A 16,238-nucleotide genomic window follows, 5' to 3' on the forward strand; every position below is an offset into this window, starting at 1 on the left:
ATGCTCAAACTATGATGCTTAAAACTCACAATTGCGGCACGCTGACGAAAGCGAACGTCGGCGAAACGGTTACTCTGAACGGCTGGGTGCAGCGCCGCCGCGACCTCGGCGGGGTGCTGTTCATCGATTTGCGCGACCGCTCCGGCATCGTCCAGATCGTGTTCAACCCGGACTTTTCCGGCGAAGCGCTGGCAATCGCCGACCGCGCCCGCAGCGAATACGTGCTGGCGGTCAAAGGCGGGGTCGTCCTGCGCGACCCGGATACGGTCAACCCGAATCTGGACACCGGCGAGATCGAAGTGCGCGTTACCGAGATCGAAATCATGAACGCCGCCAAAACGCCGCCGTTCTTCATCGAAGACGGCGTCGAAGTTGACGAGTCGGTGCGCCTCAAATACCGCTACCTCGACTTGCGCCGCCCAGAAATGCAGCGCACGCTCATGCTCCGTTCCAAAGCGGCGAAGCTGTTCCGCAACTTCCTTGACGAGAACGGCTTTATCGAGGTTGAAACGCCGATCTTGACAAAGAGCTCCCCGGAAGGAGCGCGCGACTACCTCGTCCCGAGCCGGGTGCATCCGGGCGAATTTTTCGCGCTGCCGCAGTCGCCGCAAATTTATAAGCAGCTGCTCATGGTGTCGGGCCTGGAGCGGTACTACCAGATCGCCCGCTGCTTCCGCGACGAGGATTTGCGCGCCGACCGCCAGCCGGAGTTCACTCAGGTGGACATCGAGACATCGTTCTTTTCGCGCGATCAGCTGCTCGATCTGATGGAAGAGCTCGTCGTCAAGCTGATGAAGGAGACGGCCGGCGTCGACATCGAGCGCCCGTTCCAGCGGCTCACTTATGCCGATGCGATGGGCAAATACGGTTCGGATAAGCCGGACCTGCGCTTCGGCCTCGAGCTGGTCGACGTCAGCGACCTCGTAGCGAACAGCGGCGTGAAGGTGTTCGCGCAAATCGTCGCCGGCGGCGGCGAAGTGAAGGCGATCAACGCCAAAGGCTGCGCCCATTGGAGCCGCAAGGAGCTTGACGATTTGACTCCGTTTGCGGCGCGCTACGGCGGCAAAGGGCTCGCTTATATCGTCGTGAAGGACGGCGAGTGGAAAGGGCCGATCGTGAAGTTTTTCAGCGAGGAAGAGATCGCGGCGCTGCGCGACCGCCTCGGCGCCGAGGAAGGCGACGTACTGCTGTTCTCCGCCGACAAGAAGAAAGTTGTCGCCGACGTTCTCGGCAACTTGCGCCTGAAAATCGGCAAAGAGCTCGGCCTGATCGACGAGTCCGTGTTCAAGTTCGCTTGGGTCGTCGACTTCCCGCTGCTCGGCTGGGAGGAAGACGACAAGCGCTGGGTGGCGGAGCACCATCCGTTCACCCGTCCGGTGGAAGAGGACATTCCTTACTTCGACACCGACCCGGGACGCATCCGCGCTCAGGCGTACGACCTCGTGCTGAACGGCTATGAAGTGGGCGGCGGCTCGATGCGGATTTACAAGCGCGACGTGCAGGAGAAAATGTTCGCGGCGCTCGGCTTCAGCCAGGAAGAAGCGCACGATAAGTTCGGCTTCCTGCTCGACGCGTTCGAATACGGCACCCCGCCGCACGGCGGCATCGCCTTCGGCTTCGACCGGCTCGTCATGCTGATCGCCGGCCGCACGAACTTGCGCGAGACGATCGCCTTCCCGAAAACGGCCAGCGCAACCGACCTGCTCATGGACGCTCCGGGCACGGTCGACGACAAGCAGCTGGAGCAGCTGGCGATCCGCGTCGCGCTCAAGCAGCCGGCGGGCAAGTAGGAGGCTTACGCATATGACGCTTCATCAGTTTTCCAGAACGGAGCTGGCTATCGGTCCGGAGGGGCTCGACGTCATGAAGCGGAGCACGGTCGCCGTGCTCGGCATCGGCGGCGTCGGCTCGATCGCAGCCGAGGCGCTGGCGCGAAACGGCGTCGGACGCATCGTGATGATCGACAAGGATGTCGTCGACATCACCAACATCAACCGGCAAATTCATGCGCTCACGACGACTGTCGGGCAGCCTAAGGCTGACCTGATGCGCGACCGGATCAAGCTGATCAACCCGGATTGCGACGCCGTCTCGCTGCGCATGTTCTACACGGAAGAAACGTACGAGAAGCTGTTCGAATACCCGCTCGACTACGTGCTGGACGCATCGGACACGATCTCGTACAAAATTCACCTGATCAAACAGTGTCTGGCGCGCCGGATTCCGCTCATCTCCAGCATGGGCGCCGCCAACAAAATGGATCCGACCCGCTTCAAGGTCGCGGACATTTCCAAGACGTCGATGGATCCGATGGCCCGCGTCATCCGCCAGAAGCTGCGCAAAGAAGGGATTGCGAAAGGCGTCAAGGTTGTATTCTCGACCGAGGAGCCGGTAAAGCCGCGCGAAGACGTGACGCAGCGCATCGTGCCCGAGAACGCGCCGGAATTCCGCAAGGCGCAGCAGCCGCCGGCGAGCAACTCGTTCGTGCCGCCGGTTGTCGGGCTCATTATGGTCAGCGTTGCCGTCCGCGACCTGCTCGCCAAGGCGGGGCTGTAAAGGAATCTGCAATGTAAAAAAGGTACCTTAAACGCGGTGAGGGTTTAAGGTACCTTTTTTTAGAAAATAGTATTATTGCCGTTCCGTCAACCGTTACTTAAGGTCGAAACGGTCTGCATTCATGACCTTGACCCAAGCAGCTATAAAGTCACGCACAAATTTTTCTTTGTTATCGTCTTGGGCATAAACTTCTGCGAGGGCACGCAGAACAGAGTTTGAACCGAACACAAGATCAACTGTAGTCGCTGTACGCACGACTTCACCTGTCTTGCGGTCGCGTCCTTCGTATACGCCTCCGTCTACAGGCTTCCACTGCACTCCCATGTCAAGCAAGTTAACAAAGAAGTCGTTCGTGAGTGTGCCTACACGATCAGTGAATACCCCGTGCTTTGTGCCGCCGAAGTTTGTACCTAGAACGCGCATGCCGCCTACAAGTACTGTCATTTCCGGTGCAGTAAGGCCTAACAGCTGTGCCTTGTCTACTAGGAGCTCTGCTGAACTTACACTATACTGCTTCTTCTGATAGTTGCGGAAGCCATCGGCGATCGGCTCTAGCACTGCAAAGCTTTCTACATCGGTTTGCTCTTGAGTTGCATCGCCGCGTCCGGGAGCAAAAGGAACGGTTACGTTAAAGCCTGCGTCCCGTGCAGCTTTTTCTACTGCGGCACTACCGCCCAGTACAATCAAATCGGCGATGCTGACTTTCTTATCCAGCTGATTTTGAATGCCTTCCAGCACAGTAAGCACTTTTGCAAGTTGTTCCGGCTGATTTACCTCCCAATCCTTCTGCGGAGCAAGCCGGATGCGGGCACCGTTCGCACCGCCGCGATAATCAGAGCCACGGAAAGTACTAGCCGAAGCCCAAGCCGTTGTTACCAGTTCGCTGACTGTAAGTCCAGAGTCCAGGATCTTTGTTTTAAAATCTTCAATTTCTGCATCAGTTAATTCATAATCGACAGCCGGTACGGGATCTTGCCAGATCAGAACTTCTTCAGGAACTTCCGGGCCTAAATATCTTGCGCGAGGACCCATGTCGCGATGCGTGAGTTTGAACCACGCACGAGCAAATGCATCCGCAAACTGTTCCGGATTCTGATGGAAACGGCGAGCAATTTTTTCGTATACCGGATCCGCACGCAATGCCATATCCGCCGTGGTCATCATCGTCGGAACACGAATGGACGAATCTTCCGCGTCCGGTGCAAGATGCTCGTCGGCAGGATTTACCGGAGCCCACTGGTATGCGCCCGCCGGACTCTTCGTAAGTTCCCATTCATATCCAAACAGCATATCAAAGTAACCATTATCCCACTGTGTCGGGTTCGCGGTCCAAGCACCTTCTATGCCGCTGGTGATGGCGTCACGACCTTTGCCGGTGCCATGCGTGCTTAGCCAACCTAAGCCCTGCGCTTCAATTGGAGCACCTTCCGGTTCTGGACCGACATGGGAAGGATCTCCTGCGCCGTGCGCCTTGCCAAAAGTATGGCCGCCGGCCGTCAGTGCAACGGTTTCTTCATCGTTCATTCCCATGCGTGCAAAGGTTTCGCGTATGTCGCGGGCACTTGCAAGCGGATCCGGCTTGCCGTTTGGACCTTCCGGGTTCACATAGATCAAACCCATCTGAACGGCAGCGAGCGGGTTCTCAAGCTCGCGATCGCCTGTGTAGCGCTTATCGCCCAGCCATTCCGTTTCAGTACCCCAGTAGATGTCCTCTTCCGGATGCCAAATATCCGCGCGTCCACCTCCAAAACCAAACGTCTTGCCGCCCATTGATTCAATAGCAACATTACCTGTTAGAACGAGCAGGTCGGCCCATGAGATCTTGTTGCCGTACTTTGCTTAATCGGCCATAGCAGACGTCGGGCTTTATCAAGGTTTCCGTTGTCAGGCCAGCTGTTAAGCGGAGCAAAACGCTGTGCGCCAGTTCCGGCGCCGCCACGACCGTCACCTGTACGATAAGTTCCTGCTGCGTGCCAAGCCATACGGATAAAGAGCGGACCATAATGTCCATAGTCAGCAGGCCACCAGTCTTGACTGTTTGTCATTAGGTCGTAAAGATCCTGCTTAAGAGCATGGTAGTCTAACTTTTTAAATTCTTCCGCATAATTAAAGTCTTCTCCCATAGGGTTAGATTTTCTGTCATGCTGGTGAAGAATATTCAAGTTCAACTGGTTGGGCCACCAGTCTTTGTTTGTCGTACCGCTGGATTTGTGACTAGTAGCGCCGCCGTGATGTACCGGGCACTTTCCAGTGTTGTTAGCGTCCATACGTTTTCCTCCTCAATGCGAAAATTAAGGTAAGCAGCGAATCATTATGCCTATAGTAAAAAGCTTGCAAACTGGTTGATTTGGAACGAACATTTTTGAAAATAGCTTCATGAACAAGTTTATGGGGTATACTTACTCATCCCCCTTTCATTTTCTACTGATTAGATTAACAAGGCGATAATCAATAGTCAATATTAAATTATAATTATTATTATTATTAAATATTCATGTTAATAATGGAGTATTCAAATCGGGCTCCGGCAAGGTATAATAAAACGATGTCCTATAAACAGTGTATGAAGGTGCTGACGAATTATGGATTTATTTTCTTATATGGACGAGTCCCGGCCGAACGGCCAGTTGCTGGCGGACCGGATGCGGCCGCAAACGCTGGACGAATATATCGGCCAGGAGCATATCGTCGGCCCCGGCAAGCTGCTGCGTCGCGCCATCGAGGCCGACCAGGTGACGTCGATCCTGCTGTACGGCCCGCCGGGCACAGGCAAAACGACGCTGGCTAACATTATATCGAAGCGGACGCGCGGCGCGTTCGTGAAGCTGAACGCCGTCGACGCCTCGGTGAAAGACGTGCGCGACGTGATTGAGCAGGCGAAAGCGAACAAGCAGCTGTACGGAACGAAGACGATTTTGTTTTTGGACGAGGTGCACCGGTTCAATACGTCACGCCAGGATGCGCTGCTGCCGGCGGTAGAGCAGGGCATCATCATTTTCATTGGGGCGACGACGGAAAACCCGTTCCACCATGTGAACGGGGCGCTCTTGTCGCGCTCGACGCTGTTCCAGCTGCAGCCGCTGACGCACGAGCATGCGCTGCTGGCGATGCGGCGCGCCTTGGCTGACCGCGAGCGCGGACTCGGCGAGCTCTCTCTTGCGGCAGAAGAGGACGCCTTGCAGCACATCGCGCATATGGCGAACGGCGACATCCGTCGCGCTTTGAACGCGCTGGAGCTGGCGGCGCTCACGACGCACCCGGATGCGGACGGAACGATCCGCATTACGCTGCCTGTCGCCGAGGAGTCGATTCGCCGGCCGACGGTGAAGGCGGACGAATCGACGCAATACGATGTGCTGTCCGCTTTCCACAAAAGCGTGCGCGGCTCTTCCGACGCGGCTTTGTTCTGGTTTCTGTATGCCGTCGAGAAGCTGGGCATGGACCCGATGACGTTCCTGCGGCGTCTTATTGTGGCCTGCAGCGAGGACATCGGGCTCGCCAATCCGCAAGCGATGGTGCAGGCGGTCACGGCGATGGACGCGTATCATAAAATCGGCTGGCCGGAGTCGCGTTATATTATCGCGCAAGCGATCTTGTTCGCGGTCGAGAGCCCGAAGTCGAACTCGATTCCGCTCGCGGTGGACCGCGCGCTGGAGGCGATGGAGCGCATGAAATCGGCCGAGGTGCCGCTTCATTTGCGGGACGGGCATTACAAAGGCGCCGCACAGCTCGGCCATGTCGGCTACAAGTACCCGCACAATTATCCGGGGCACTATGTCAGGCAAGATTACTTCCCGATCGGGCATGAGAACCTCGTCCTGTTCGAGGCGAGCGAGCAGGGAATGGAGGAGAAAATGCGGCTCAACCAGCAGCGGCGGCGGGGGAAAGGGCACATTGCGGCACATGCCGAAAGCTCCAGGGGAGACGCCGAATGAGCTTGAACGGCACCATCGGCGCTGTCACCGACGCGCTGAATCGGGCGGGTGTCGCCTGGGCGGCCGGCGGCTCTGTGCTGCTGCGCGAATACGGATTGGCTGCGGAGCCGAACGATCTCGACATTTTGGTCGCTCTCCCGGACGCCGCCGCTTCGCACGAAGCGCTGCGGAGATTAGGCCAGTGGGAGCGCGGTGCGGCAAAGGCGCCGTTTCGCACCGCGCATTTTACCGGTATCGGATCGGCGGGAACGATGTGGAGGTTATGGCCGGCCTCCGCATCGAGCACGAAGCGGGTTTGTTCGACTTTCCGTTCGACCGCAGCGCCATTGCAGCAGAGCGGGGTGGAGGCCGGCTACCTCTCTCGCTGCTGGAGGACTGGTGGCTGCTGTACTCTTTAATGCCTGCCACTTCAAAGCAAGCCAAAGCGGCGGCGCTCCAGCGGCATCTCCTGGACAAGGGACTTGCGCGTGCGGACAGGCTGGCGGCATTGTCACGCCTGCCGCTTCCTGTCGAGATCGCCCGGCAAATCCGGCTTCTGCTTGGCGATAGCTGATGGCTGATCGTTCCGCTGGAAATCATCCAATGTTTTTGGCGGTTGGGGCAAGCTGCACAGAAGGTGATTGGAATTCATCCAGCAGAATCTTCCCTATCCGGGTTGTACACGGTTGCAAGTTCGATTTTCATTGCACGTTTTCCAACGGAGACGGTTAAGCGAGAGTGAGAGACCGAATCCATTGGATCATTTCCAACGCGGCACCCCTTCCCCGGTCCAAAGCATAAAAAAAGGCTCTATTCCCGAGCATTCGCGGGAATAGAGCCTTTTTGTCGCATTTATGGACAGGCGGTTACCGCAAAACCGCACCATCAACGGCCTTATCCCGCCGTTCCGGCGCCTGCCAACCCGTATTCGGGGGCGAGCGGAGCCGTCGCCTCGATAGTGCCGCCGCCGAGACAAACTTCGCCGTCGTAAAAGACGACCGCTTGCCCTGGCGTGACGGCTTTTTGCGGCACGTCGAAGGCGACGTCCCACAATCCGTCCTCGCGAACCGTTACCGTCACGCCTTGGTCGGGTTGGCGGTAGCGGAATTTGGCCGTGCAGCGAAACTCGGTTCCGGCGGCCGGCGCATCGGGCGCGATCCAATTGACGCCGCTTGCCGTCAGCGCTGTGGAGTACAGCGCGGGATGCTTTTCGCCCTGCACGACGATCAGCACGTTGCGCTCCAAGTCTTTGCCGGCGACGAACCACGGCTCGCCGCTGCCGGAGCCGCCGATGCCGAGCCCTTGGCGCTGGCCCAGCGTGTAATACATAAGCCCGTCGTGGCGCCCTTTGAGCTCGCCATCCGGCGTCCGGATCTCGCCTCCACGAGCCGGCAAGTAGCCGCTCAGAAACTCCCGGAAGTTCCGCTCGCCGATGAAGCAGACGCCGGTGCTGTCTTTCTTTTTCGCCGTTGCGAGGCCGGCGGCTTCGGCGATGCGGCGCACTTCGGGCTTCGGCAAATGGCCGATCGGGAACATCGCTTTGGCCAGCTGGCGCTGGTTCAGCGCATTGAGGAAGTAAGTTTGATCCTTATTGGGATCGACTCCGCGCAGCAGCCGGTAGGCGCCGTCCTTTTCCTCGACGCGGGCGTAATGTCCCGTCGCCAAATAATCGGCGCCGAGCGCCAGCGCCTTGTCCAGAAATTCGCCGAACTTGATTTCCCGGTTGCACATCACGTCCGGATTCGGCGTCCGCCCGGCGCGGTACTCGTTAAGGAAATAAGTGAACACTTTATCGTAGTACTGTTTCTCAAAATTGACCGTATAGAAAGGGATTCCCAGCTGATCGCATACCCGGCGCACGTCTTCGGCGTCTTCCTCCGCCGTGCAATGGCCGAATTCGTCCGTATCGTCCCAATTTTTCATAAAAATCCCGATCACTTCGTAGCCTTGCTCTTTCAGCAGCAGAGCGGCCACCGAAGAATCGACGCCGCCGGACATTCCGAGCACGACGCGAGCTTTGCCACCCATGCGGCACACCTTCTTTCTGAACTGTATTCCATCTATTATAACGCTGCAAGCGGCAAAATGAAAATTTTATTCACCAGAATGTCATCGTTATGCTCCCATAATACATGGAATTGTGTTAACATGTATATGATGCACATGTATGCCTGCACGTATGGGGTCCGTCATAGATGGAAACTATACACAGTACAAGCGTATCGCAGGAACAATATGGTTTGGCGCAAAGGTATGGTGGGTTTTGAAAATTTCGACGAAAGGCCGTTACGGCCTGACCATTATGATGGAGCTCGCCCTTAAGTTCGGGGAAGGTCCTACATCGCTGAAAAGCATCGCGGAAAAGCATCAGCTCTCCGAGCATTATTTGGAACAGCTTGTCGCGCCGCTGCGCAACGCCGGGCTTGTTAAAAGCATCCGCGGCGCCTACGGCGGTTACGTGTTATCGAAGTCGCCGGAGGAACTGACAGCGGGCGACGTCATTCGCGTGCTCGAAGGTCCGATCAGCCCAGTCGATTTTACCGAGGAAGACGATCCGGCCAAGCGGGATTTGTGGATTCGGATTCGCGACAGCATCGCCGAGGTGCTCGATTCGACGACGCTGGCGAGCCTGAACGCCTACAAGGACGAAGGCAAGAACGACAACTATATGTTTTACATTTAGGCTGGGGACGGTATATGGACGCCATTTATTTGGATAACGCCGCCACGACGCCAATGCACCCCGAGGTGCTGGAAGCGATGCTTCCTTACTTTCGCGAACATTACGGGAATCCGTCAAGCATACACAGCTTCGGCCGTGACGCGCGTACGGCTCTGAACCGGGCGCGTGACGGCATGGCTGCTATTCTCGGCTGCAAGCCGGGCGAGCTGATTTATACGAGCGGGGGTACGGAGAGCAACAATACGGCCATTTTCGGCGCGGTCAGCGCCGCTCAGGCCAAGCGTCCAGGGGTGCGTCCGCATATCGTGACGACAGCTGTCGAGCATCACGCCGTGCTGCACCCGTGCGAGCGGCTCGAGCAGCTCGGCTGCGACGTCACTTATGTGGCTGCCGACAGCTCGGGCCTGGTGAACGCGTCCGACGTGGAAGCGGCGCTTCGTCCCGAGACGGCTCTCATCTCCGTAATGTACGTCAACAACGAAGTAGGGACGGTCCAGCCGATCGAAGCGATCGGAACGATCGCCCGCGAGCGCGGCATTCCGTTTCACGTCGATGCCGTGCAGGCGCTGGGCAAGCTTCCGCTGAAGCTCGATGAGCTACCCGTCGACCTCATGAGCTTGTCCGCTCATAAAATATACGGCCCCAAAGGGGTCGGGCTGCTGTACATGCGCAGCACGCTCGCATTTCCTCCTTACTTGTACGGCGGAAATCAAGAGCGCAAACGCCGTTCCGGCACGGAGAACGTCGCAGGCATCGTCGGCTTTGCCAAGGCCGCGCAGCTATTTGCCCAGGACGTCGCGGCGAACAATGCCGCCATCGAGCGGCTGCGCGACACGCTGCTGCAGCGGCTGGCCGCGGCGCTCGGGCCGGACGGTTTTGCCGTGAGCGGCCATCCCGTACATCGCGTGCCCCATATTATCAACATCAGTTTCTTCGGGCTTGATACCGAGACGCTGCTCATGAATCTCGACCTCGAGGGTGTGGCCGCATCAAGCGGATCCGCATGCACTGCCGGCTCGTTGGAAACGTCCCATGTGCTGCAGGCGATGAATCTGCCGGATGAAGTGACACGAACTGCCATCAGGTTCAGCCTCGGATTGGGGAACTCTATACCGCAGGTTGAGAAGGTCGCCGACATCATTGCAACCATTCGGCGCCGCCTAACGTATAGGTAGGTAGCGGGAGCGGCTCCGGCCGCTTCTCGCTCCCCCAAGGAGGGCCCAGCTTGCGCAAGGCGAAACACATCATCGGCCTGCCTGTCTTTACCGTCGATACGGGCAAGCAGGTAGGTACCGTGAAAGATATGATGATTGGTTCGGATTGGACATTGAAGAAGCTCGTGCTGGAAGCGCGAAGCTGGCTCGCGGCGCAGCGTAGCGTGCGCGCCGAAGATGTTGTCGGCATCGGCGAAGACGCCGTGACGATCCGCTCTGCGGACGCTATCGCAGCGGACAGCGATGCCGCGGATGAAGAGGCAAGGCCGCTCGCGGACGGAGACGGCAAGCTGTTCGGGCTGCCGGTGCTGACGAAGAGCGGCGATCAGATGGGCATGATCGAAGATGTTTATTTTGCAGCGGAAGTGGGAATACCAGTTATTGGATTGGAATTGTCCGAAGGATTTCTGTCAGATTTGCGGGAAGGGCGCATCACGTTTCCGATTCCCGAGCATGCCGTGTTAGGGGAAGATGCGGTAGTCGTCCCGTCTTCCAGCTTGCAATAGCCGACTCTGTCTGGAGATCTCTTCGTAACTCATAGGAATAGGTGTGATGTATGATGATGCGTTGTCCCAACTGCAATTCCAAAGATATAGGCAAAATCGGCTCCCATCAATTTTATTGCTGGGGCTGCTTTATCGAGCTTACGGTGAACGGCGACAAAATGTCCGTCTACCAAGTCGAAGAAGACGGTACGCTAAGCTCGCTAGACGACCTGTTCTTTGAAGAGGACATGCAAGAAGCGCAAGTTCACGCTACCTAAACATTCAGTTTATGCGCGGCTTGCTTATGGGATGCCTCCGGCTTTGTTGCCGGAGGCTTGTTTGTTTTTGCAGGATAACCGGGACTCGCCCTACATATACTGTAGCGAGGCGGAAATTACCGGATAGGGAGGGATCCGCATGGAGCCGCTGTTTCGCAACCGCTGGTTTGCCGGTCTCGTCTACACATTGCTCGGATTGCTCATCCTGTACATGCTGCTGCAGATCAGGCCGATCCTGCGCGGCGTGTTTTCGTTTTTGGAGGCGGTGCTGACGCCTTTTCTTATTGCGCTTATGATCTCCTACATTCTCAATCCGGTAGTCAGCCTGCTCGGGCGGCGCAAAGTGCCGCGCACGATCGCCGTGCTGCTCATTTACAGCGTATTTATTACGTCGCTTACGGTCATTTTCATGAACTTGACGCCGATGTTTTTGAAACAGGTGAACGAGCTGAACGAGCACCTTCCGGAGTTCACGTTGCAAGCGCAATCGATCGTCGACGGTTACAACAAAAGCGATCTGCTGCCGATCAGCGTGCGCGACGGCATTAACCGCTCGCTCGCCAGGTTCGAGCAAGGCATTTCCGAAGCGGTCGCTAACTACGTAAGCGGCATCGGCAACACGATCGGCGTGCTGCTCGTCATCTTCATTGTGCCGTTCGTCGCATTTTATATGCTGAAGGACTTTCAACTGCTGGAAAAAGCCGCCCTCGCCGTCGTGCCGAAGTCGCAGCGGAAACGGGCGGTGCGGCTGCTGCTCGATATCGACAGAGCGCTCGGCCATTATATCCGCGGCCAGCTGCTCGTCTGCCTGATCATCGGGGGGCTGGCCTATCTCGGCTACTGGCTGATCGGCATGCCTTACCCGCTGCTCTTGGCCAGTATCGTCGCGGTGTTCAACATCATCCCTTATTTGGGGCCTTTTTTCGGGGCTGCGCCGGCTCTCCTGATGGCCGCAACCGTTTCGATGAAAATGGTGGCTGCTCGTCGCCGCCGTCAACCTCGTCGTCCAGGTGCTCGAAGGCAACGTCATCTCGCCCCAGGTCGTCGGCCGCTCGCTTCATCTCCATCCGCTCGTCATCATCTTCGCGCTCATTGTCGGCGGCGAGGTCGGGGGCATCGTCGGGCTCATTCTCGCCGTGCCGTTCTTCGCCGTGCTTAAGGTGATCGTGCAGCACGTCATACTCCATTACGTCCATCGGCGGACGCGACGTGAGCCGCGGCCGGCGAAATCGGTTGCCCGCTCGAAATTTGTTTATTGTGCGATGACCGGACCCCCCTTTAAACTGGAGAAGAAAACCATCAGTGAAATAAGGGAGAGGTGCGTATGACCCGGCTGGCGCTCGCCAGGCCGACGCCGCAGCAAATGCGTTGGCAGGACTTGGAGCTCGGCATGTTTTGCCATTTCGGCATCAATACGTTTTGCGACCAGGAGTGGGGGGACGGGACGGATTCGCCGCAATTGTTCAACCCGGAAATGCTGGATGCCCGGCAGTGGGTCCGCACGGCCAAGGAAGCGGGCTTCACATATGTCGTTTTGACCGCGAAGCACCACGACGGATTTTGCTTGTGGCCGACCGAAACGACCGCTTATTCCGTCAAATCGAGCCCGTGGAAAAACGGCAAGGGCGACGTTGTCCGCGGCGTTGCCGACGCCTGCCGCGAAGAGGGGATGCTGTTCGGGCTGTATTTGTCCCCGTGGGACCGAAACGCCCCCTGCTATTCGGATAAAGCCGCATACGACGACTTTTATTGCCGGCAGTTGACCGAGCTGCTGACACAGTACGGGCCGCTTGTGGAAGTATGGTTCGACGGGGCGGGCTCGCAGGGCCGCGAATACGATTGGCCGCGCATCATCGGGCTTGTCAAGCGGCACCAGCCGGATGCGATGATTTTCAATATGGGCTCGCCGACGATCCGCTGGGTCGGCAACGAAGACGGCGTTGCGCCTTATCCGTGCTGGAATACGGCGACTACCGCGCGGGAAAGCATGTTTACGAGCGATATGCTTACCTGGATGCCGGGAACGCCGAATTGGGTTCCTGCAGAATGCGATGTGCCGATCCGCAAAAAGCACTGGTTCTGGCACCCGGACGACGAGAGCAGCTTGCGCACGCTGGACGATTTGCTGGACATTTATTACCGGTCGGTCGGGCACGGAGCGACGCTGCTGCTCAATGTCGCTCCCGACGACCGGGGGCTGCTTCCCGCCGCCGATGCCGAACGGCTCCTGGAATTCGGCCGCGAAATTCGGCGCCGGTTTTCCCGGCCGCTTGCGTCGGGGGCGGGCGAAGGAGAAACGGTATCCGTGCGGCTGGGAGCGGAGACGACCGTCGATCATGCAGTGCTTATGGAGGACATCGCCCATGGCGAGCGCGTGCAGGAATATGTGCTCGAGGCCCGGCAAGCCGGAAGGTGGATCGAGCTCGTCCGCGGCAGCGCGATCGGCCACAAAAAAATCGACCGCTTCGAGCCGGTCGCCGCAACGGAGCTTCGTTTGCGCGTGACGGCCAGCGCCGATAAGCCGATGATCCGCTCGTTCGCCGTTTTCCGCGCTGGCGTTTGACGATGATGTTCGGCCATTTCGGAGGAAGCCTGGGCCGGCTTTCCTCCGTTTTCAGTCCGAATGCGCCCGGGAGGAATTTATGAGCCGAAAAGCATGGTTTTACCGTCAGCTGCTGTCGTATATGCCGGCTTTTTTCATCGTCGTCTCATTCATTTTCTTCGTCTTTTTCCAGCTGCTCAGTGAACAGAACCGCAAAGAAGCGATGAAAGCGAACGAAACGTTGCTGCTTCAGGCTATGCACTCGGTCGACTCTTCGTTGAAAACGATCGACCAGATGCTGTTGACGGAAATGATCAACAACCCGGACCTGCAAGCTTTTTTTACCCGCGGGAAGCAGGATGACGTCTTGCTTAACATGCAAGTCGTCAAGGCGATGAACCAGTTCATGCTGTCGTACCCTCTCGTGGGCTCGATGTATCTCGTACGGACGTCGGATCAATTCGTTATCAGCAACGCGACTTCTTCCCGGCTTCAGGACTACGCCGATTACGAGTTTATCAAATCGCAGCTGGAAGCGGAGGGCAGCCAAACGAGCTGGAAACGCTTGCGGGATTTCCGGGAATTCAGCTTCAAAGACGTGCAGCACATGGTCACGCTTGTGCGCAAAGCCCCGTTCGCCGCGAACGGCGCCGGCTTTGTCGTGATCAACGTCTCCGCCGATTCGATCTACAGCTCGATCGAGAGCATGTACAATCCTGAAGTCAGCTTTATCCGGATTCTGGACTCGAACGGCGTCAACATGTTCGCTTCTCACGGGCCGAAGGAAGGGAAGGCGGAAATTTTTTCGCGCTATACGTCGCCCTATACCGGTTGGGTGTACCAAAGCGGTCTCGTCAGCGGCAAGCTCGTCAGCATCGCCAATCAGCTGTACAGCGTCTGGGTCATGATCGGCGTCCTGATGATCGCGGCGGGCGTCGGCTGGATCGTGTTCGTGACGAGAAGAAATTACAAACCGATCGAACAGATCGTCACCCGCATCCAAAGCTTTACCTTGACTAAATCAAACGCTCTGCTGCACGGCAAGCGCCAGGACGAATTCGCGTTCATCGAATCGGCGCTCGACAGCATCATGGAGCAGTCGAACCGGTTTCAGCAGGAGCACCGGGAAGATTTGCTGCTGAAAAAAGCGTACTTGTTCCAGCAGCTGCTGGACGGCCGTTATCCGCGCAGCATTGAGCAATGGGAGGGGCAGCGCGCGGCGATGCAGCTGCCCGATTTGTCGCAGCGGCAGTCGGTGAGCGTGGTCGAAATCGACAACTACGCGCAGTTTTGCGCCATGTATCCGGAGCGGGATCAATACTTGATCAAATTCGCGCTGAAAAGCGTCATCCAGGAAATCGCGCAGAAGCACGATACCGCCGTCTGGGCGGAATGGCTCTCCGTATCCACGCTGGGCGTCCTGGCGCAGATCGAGGACGGCCAGGACGGCCGGCGCCAAGTGCTGTCCGTCCTGGAGCATGTCCGCACGTGGGTGGAGGAGAACCTGAAGCTGACGATCACGGCCGGGGCCGGAGAACCGGCGGACGATTTTACGCTCATTCCGGAATCTTACGCAGAGGCGCTGCAGGCGTTGAAATATAAAATGATTCTCGGCGAAAACGAGATCATTCCTTATGCGGCGGTGGCGAAGGAAGAGCAGGGGAGCGCGTTCGCGTACTTGCATCTCGTGCACGCATGGTGCAGTCGTTCCGGCTGGCGAAGGAAGATTGGCGGGACCGGTACAAAACGATCGTCCGCAATATCGGGCGGGATTTGCTGAACAAGGACGACATTACGTACTTGGCGGATTACATGATCTATTGTCTCGGGCGCGAAATGGCGTCGATGGCCAAAGAATTTCAAGAGCTGTGGAGCGGCGAAGGGCAGCCGGCCCTGCACGAGGCGCTGCGCCAATCGGATACGCTGGAGCGGATGGAGCTTCGCTTCGAAGATGCGCTGGGCCTGCTGTTCGAACGGATGAAGGCGATTCGGGAAAAGCGCAACTACGCCGGCATCATCCGCGACATTCGGGTCTATATGGAGCAAAGTTTCGCCAACCCGAACTTGTCCCTCGATTACTTGAGCGAAAAGTTCGGCATCAACGGAAAATATTTGAGCAAGCTGTTTAAAGAAGAGACCGGGGAGAAGTTTGTCGATTACTTGATCGAGCTGCGTATCCGGCACGCCCGGAAGCTGCTTGCCGAATCCGGCCGGTCGGTGCAAGAAGTTGCGGAAGAGGTCGGATACGCAAGCGCTATTTCTTTCAGCCGCGTGTTCAAGAAGGTTACGGGCGTTTCGCCCGGAGATTACCGGGAGCAACAGGCAGGCGAGGCAGGATGACTTGACTGGAAAAAGAATCGGGCTGAGCAAAAATCCCGCACAAGGGCAGCGATCCTTGGCGGGATTTTTCGTTGTCCGGCACCTAAGCGAATCCGGTTAAGGGGGAGAAAACGGTTTGCTCCAAGCGGGCGAACGTTGCCGATGAACGGGTTCGGGCCCAGGCGAATCGGGTTAGGCTTGCGAATCTTGTTTGTTGCCTGAGGGAAACGGCGCCTCTTACAATGAA

General features: G+C 57.5%; 13 protein-coding genes and 2 pseudogenes. 12 read left to right on the forward strand and 3 right to left on the reverse strand.

The genetic code is table 11. The annotated features are described in order from the left end of the window. Positions 1-14: 14 nt before the first annotated feature. Positions 15-1,790 (forward strand): aspartate--tRNA ligase, encoded by a 1,776-nt coding sequence (aspS, locus tag SD70_RS09580; RefSeq protein ID WP_197080976.1) that lies wholly within the window; start codon positions 15-17, stop codon positions 1,788-1,790. 13 nt (positions 1,791-1,803) lie between these two features. Further along, positions 1,804-2,556 carry a tRNA threonylcarbamoyladenosine dehydratase gene (locus SD70_RS09585; protein WP_041047354.1) on the forward strand — a complete coding sequence of 251 codons (753 nt, stop codon included), beginning with the start codon at positions 1,804-1,806 and terminating at the stop codon, positions 2,554-2,556. Positions 2,557-2,649: 93 nt separating this feature from the next. Here the strand turns inward: SD70_RS09585 and katG are convergent. Further along, a pseudogene (gene katG / locus SD70_RS09590) lies at positions 2,650-4,823 on the reverse strand (catalase/peroxidase HPI). 315 nt (positions 4,824-5,138) lie between these two features. Between katG and SD70_RS09595 the strand changes: the two are divergent. Next, positions 5,139-6,491 (forward strand): replication-associated recombination protein A, encoded by a 1,353-nt coding sequence (locus SD70_RS09595; protein ID WP_052487219.1) that lies wholly within the window; start codon positions 5,139-5,141, stop codon positions 6,489-6,491. Next, positions 6,488-6,889 (forward strand): hypothetical protein, encoded by a 402-nt coding sequence (locus SD70_RS35890; protein WP_156157948.1) that lies wholly within the window; start codon positions 6,488-6,490, stop codon positions 6,887-6,889. The genes SD70_RS09595 and SD70_RS35890 overlap by 4 nt, the downstream gene beginning before the upstream one ends. Positions 6,890-6,981: 92 nt before the next feature. On the opposite strand, the gene SD70_RS35895 is transcribed toward SD70_RS35890, so the two are convergent. Both SD70_RS35895 and mnmA read right to left on the reverse strand, forming a co-directional pair. Further along, positions 6,982-7,122 (reverse strand): hypothetical protein, encoded by a 141-nt coding sequence (locus SD70_RS35895; RefSeq protein ID WP_156157949.1) that lies wholly within the window; start codon positions 7,120-7,122, stop codon positions 6,982-6,984. A gap of 242 nt (positions 7,123-7,364) precedes the next feature. Beyond that, entirely contained in the window at positions 7,365-8,507 is a 1,143-nt protein-coding gene (gene mnmA, locus SD70_RS09605; protein WP_197080972.1) for a tRNA 2-thiouridine(34) synthase MnmA, read from the reverse strand. A 226-nt stretch (positions 8,508-8,733) separates the two neighbouring features. On the opposite strand from mnmA, the gene cymR reads away from it, so the two are divergent. From cymR to SD70_RS37845, 8 genes and pseudogenes are all read left to right on the forward strand, one after another. Then, a complete protein-coding gene (cymR, locus tag SD70_RS09610; protein ID WP_041047357.1) occupies positions 8,734-9,153 on the forward strand; it encodes a cysteine metabolism transcriptional regulator CymR in 420 nt (139 codons plus the stop codon). A 14-nt stretch (positions 9,154-9,167) separates the two neighbouring features. Further along, the gene (locus SD70_RS09615) at positions 9,168-10,328 is read left to right on the forward strand and encodes a cysteine desulfurase family protein (RefSeq protein WP_041047358.1); all 1,161 of its coding nucleotides are present in this window, start codon (positions 9,168-9,170) and stop codon (positions 10,326-10,328) included. 50 nt (positions 10,329-10,378) lie between these two features. Further along, entirely contained in the window at positions 10,379-10,873 is a 495-nt protein-coding gene (locus SD70_RS09620; RefSeq protein WP_041047359.1) for a PRC-barrel domain-containing protein, read from the forward strand. A 53-nt stretch (positions 10,874-10,926) separates the two neighbouring features. After that, positions 10,927-11,130 (forward strand): hypothetical protein, encoded by a 204-nt coding sequence (locus SD70_RS09625; protein ID WP_041047399.1) that lies wholly within the window; start codon positions 10,927-10,929, stop codon positions 11,128-11,130. 139 nt (positions 11,131-11,269) lie between these two features. Further along, positions 11,270-12,335, forward strand: a pseudogene (locus SD70_RS09630) (AI-2E family transporter); the annotation flags it as partial. Between the two features lie 119 nt (positions 12,336-12,454). Further along, a complete protein-coding gene (locus tag SD70_RS09635) occupies positions 12,455-13,693 on the forward strand; it encodes an alpha-L-fucosidase (RefSeq protein ID WP_041047360.1) in 1,239 nt (412 codons plus the stop codon). A 79-nt stretch (positions 13,694-13,772) separates the two neighbouring features. Continuing rightward, positions 13,773-15,452, forward strand: coding sequence for a PDC sensor domain-containing protein (locus SD70_RS09640; protein WP_231571137.1), 1,680 nt, complete (start codon positions 13,773-13,775; stop codon positions 15,450-15,452). Next, a complete protein-coding gene (locus tag SD70_RS37845; RefSeq protein ID WP_231571138.1) occupies positions 15,368-16,012 on the forward strand; it encodes a helix-turn-helix domain-containing protein in 645 nt (214 codons plus the stop codon). Before SD70_RS09640 ends, SD70_RS37845 begins: the two co-directional genes overlap by 85 nt. The last annotated feature ends 226 nt before the right edge of the window (positions 16,013-16,238 follow it).

This window comes from Gordoniibacillus kamchatkensis, assembly GCF_000829455.1.
GTDB classification, from domain to species: Bacteria; Bacillota; Bacilli; order Paenibacillales; family NBRC-103111; genus Gordoniibacillus; species Gordoniibacillus kamchatkensis.

Coding starts and splice junctions, on each gene's coding strand:
- SD70_RS09585 (WP_041047354.1), top strand. CDS start 1,804: ATGACGCTTCATCAGTTTTCCAGAACGGAGCTGGCTATCGGTCCGGAG.
- SD70_RS09625 (WP_041047399.1), top strand. CDS start 10,927: ATGATGCGTTGTCCCAACTGCAATTCCAAAGATATAGGCAAAATCGGC.
- SD70_RS35890 (WP_156157948.1), top strand. CDS start 6,488: ATGAGCTTGAACGGCACCATCGGCGCTGTCACCGACGCGCTGAATCGG.
- SD70_RS09635 (WP_041047360.1), top strand. CDS start 12,455: ATGACCCGGCTGGCGCTCGCCAGGCCGACGCCGCAGCAAATGCGTTGG.
- SD70_RS35895 (WP_156157949.1), bottom strand. CDS start 7,122: ATGAATTCCAATCACCTTCTGTGCAGCTTGCCCCAACCGCCAAAAACA.
- SD70_RS09640 (WP_231571137.1), top strand. CDS start 13,773: ATGAGCCGAAAAGCATGGTTTTACCGTCAGCTGCTGTCGTATATGCCG.
- SD70_RS09615 (WP_041047358.1), top strand. CDS start 9,168: ATGGACGCCATTTATTTGGATAACGCCGCCACGACGCCAATGCACCCC.
- aspS (WP_197080976.1), top strand. CDS start 15: ATGCTTAAAACTCACAATTGCGGCACGCTGACGAAAGCGAACGTCGGC.
- SD70_RS09595 (WP_052487219.1), top strand. CDS start 5,139: ATGGATTTATTTTCTTATATGGACGAGTCCCGGCCGAACGGCCAGTTG.
- SD70_RS37845 (WP_231571138.1), top strand. CDS start 15,368: ATGGTGCAGTCGTTCCGGCTGGCGAAGGAAGATTGGCGGGACCGGTAC.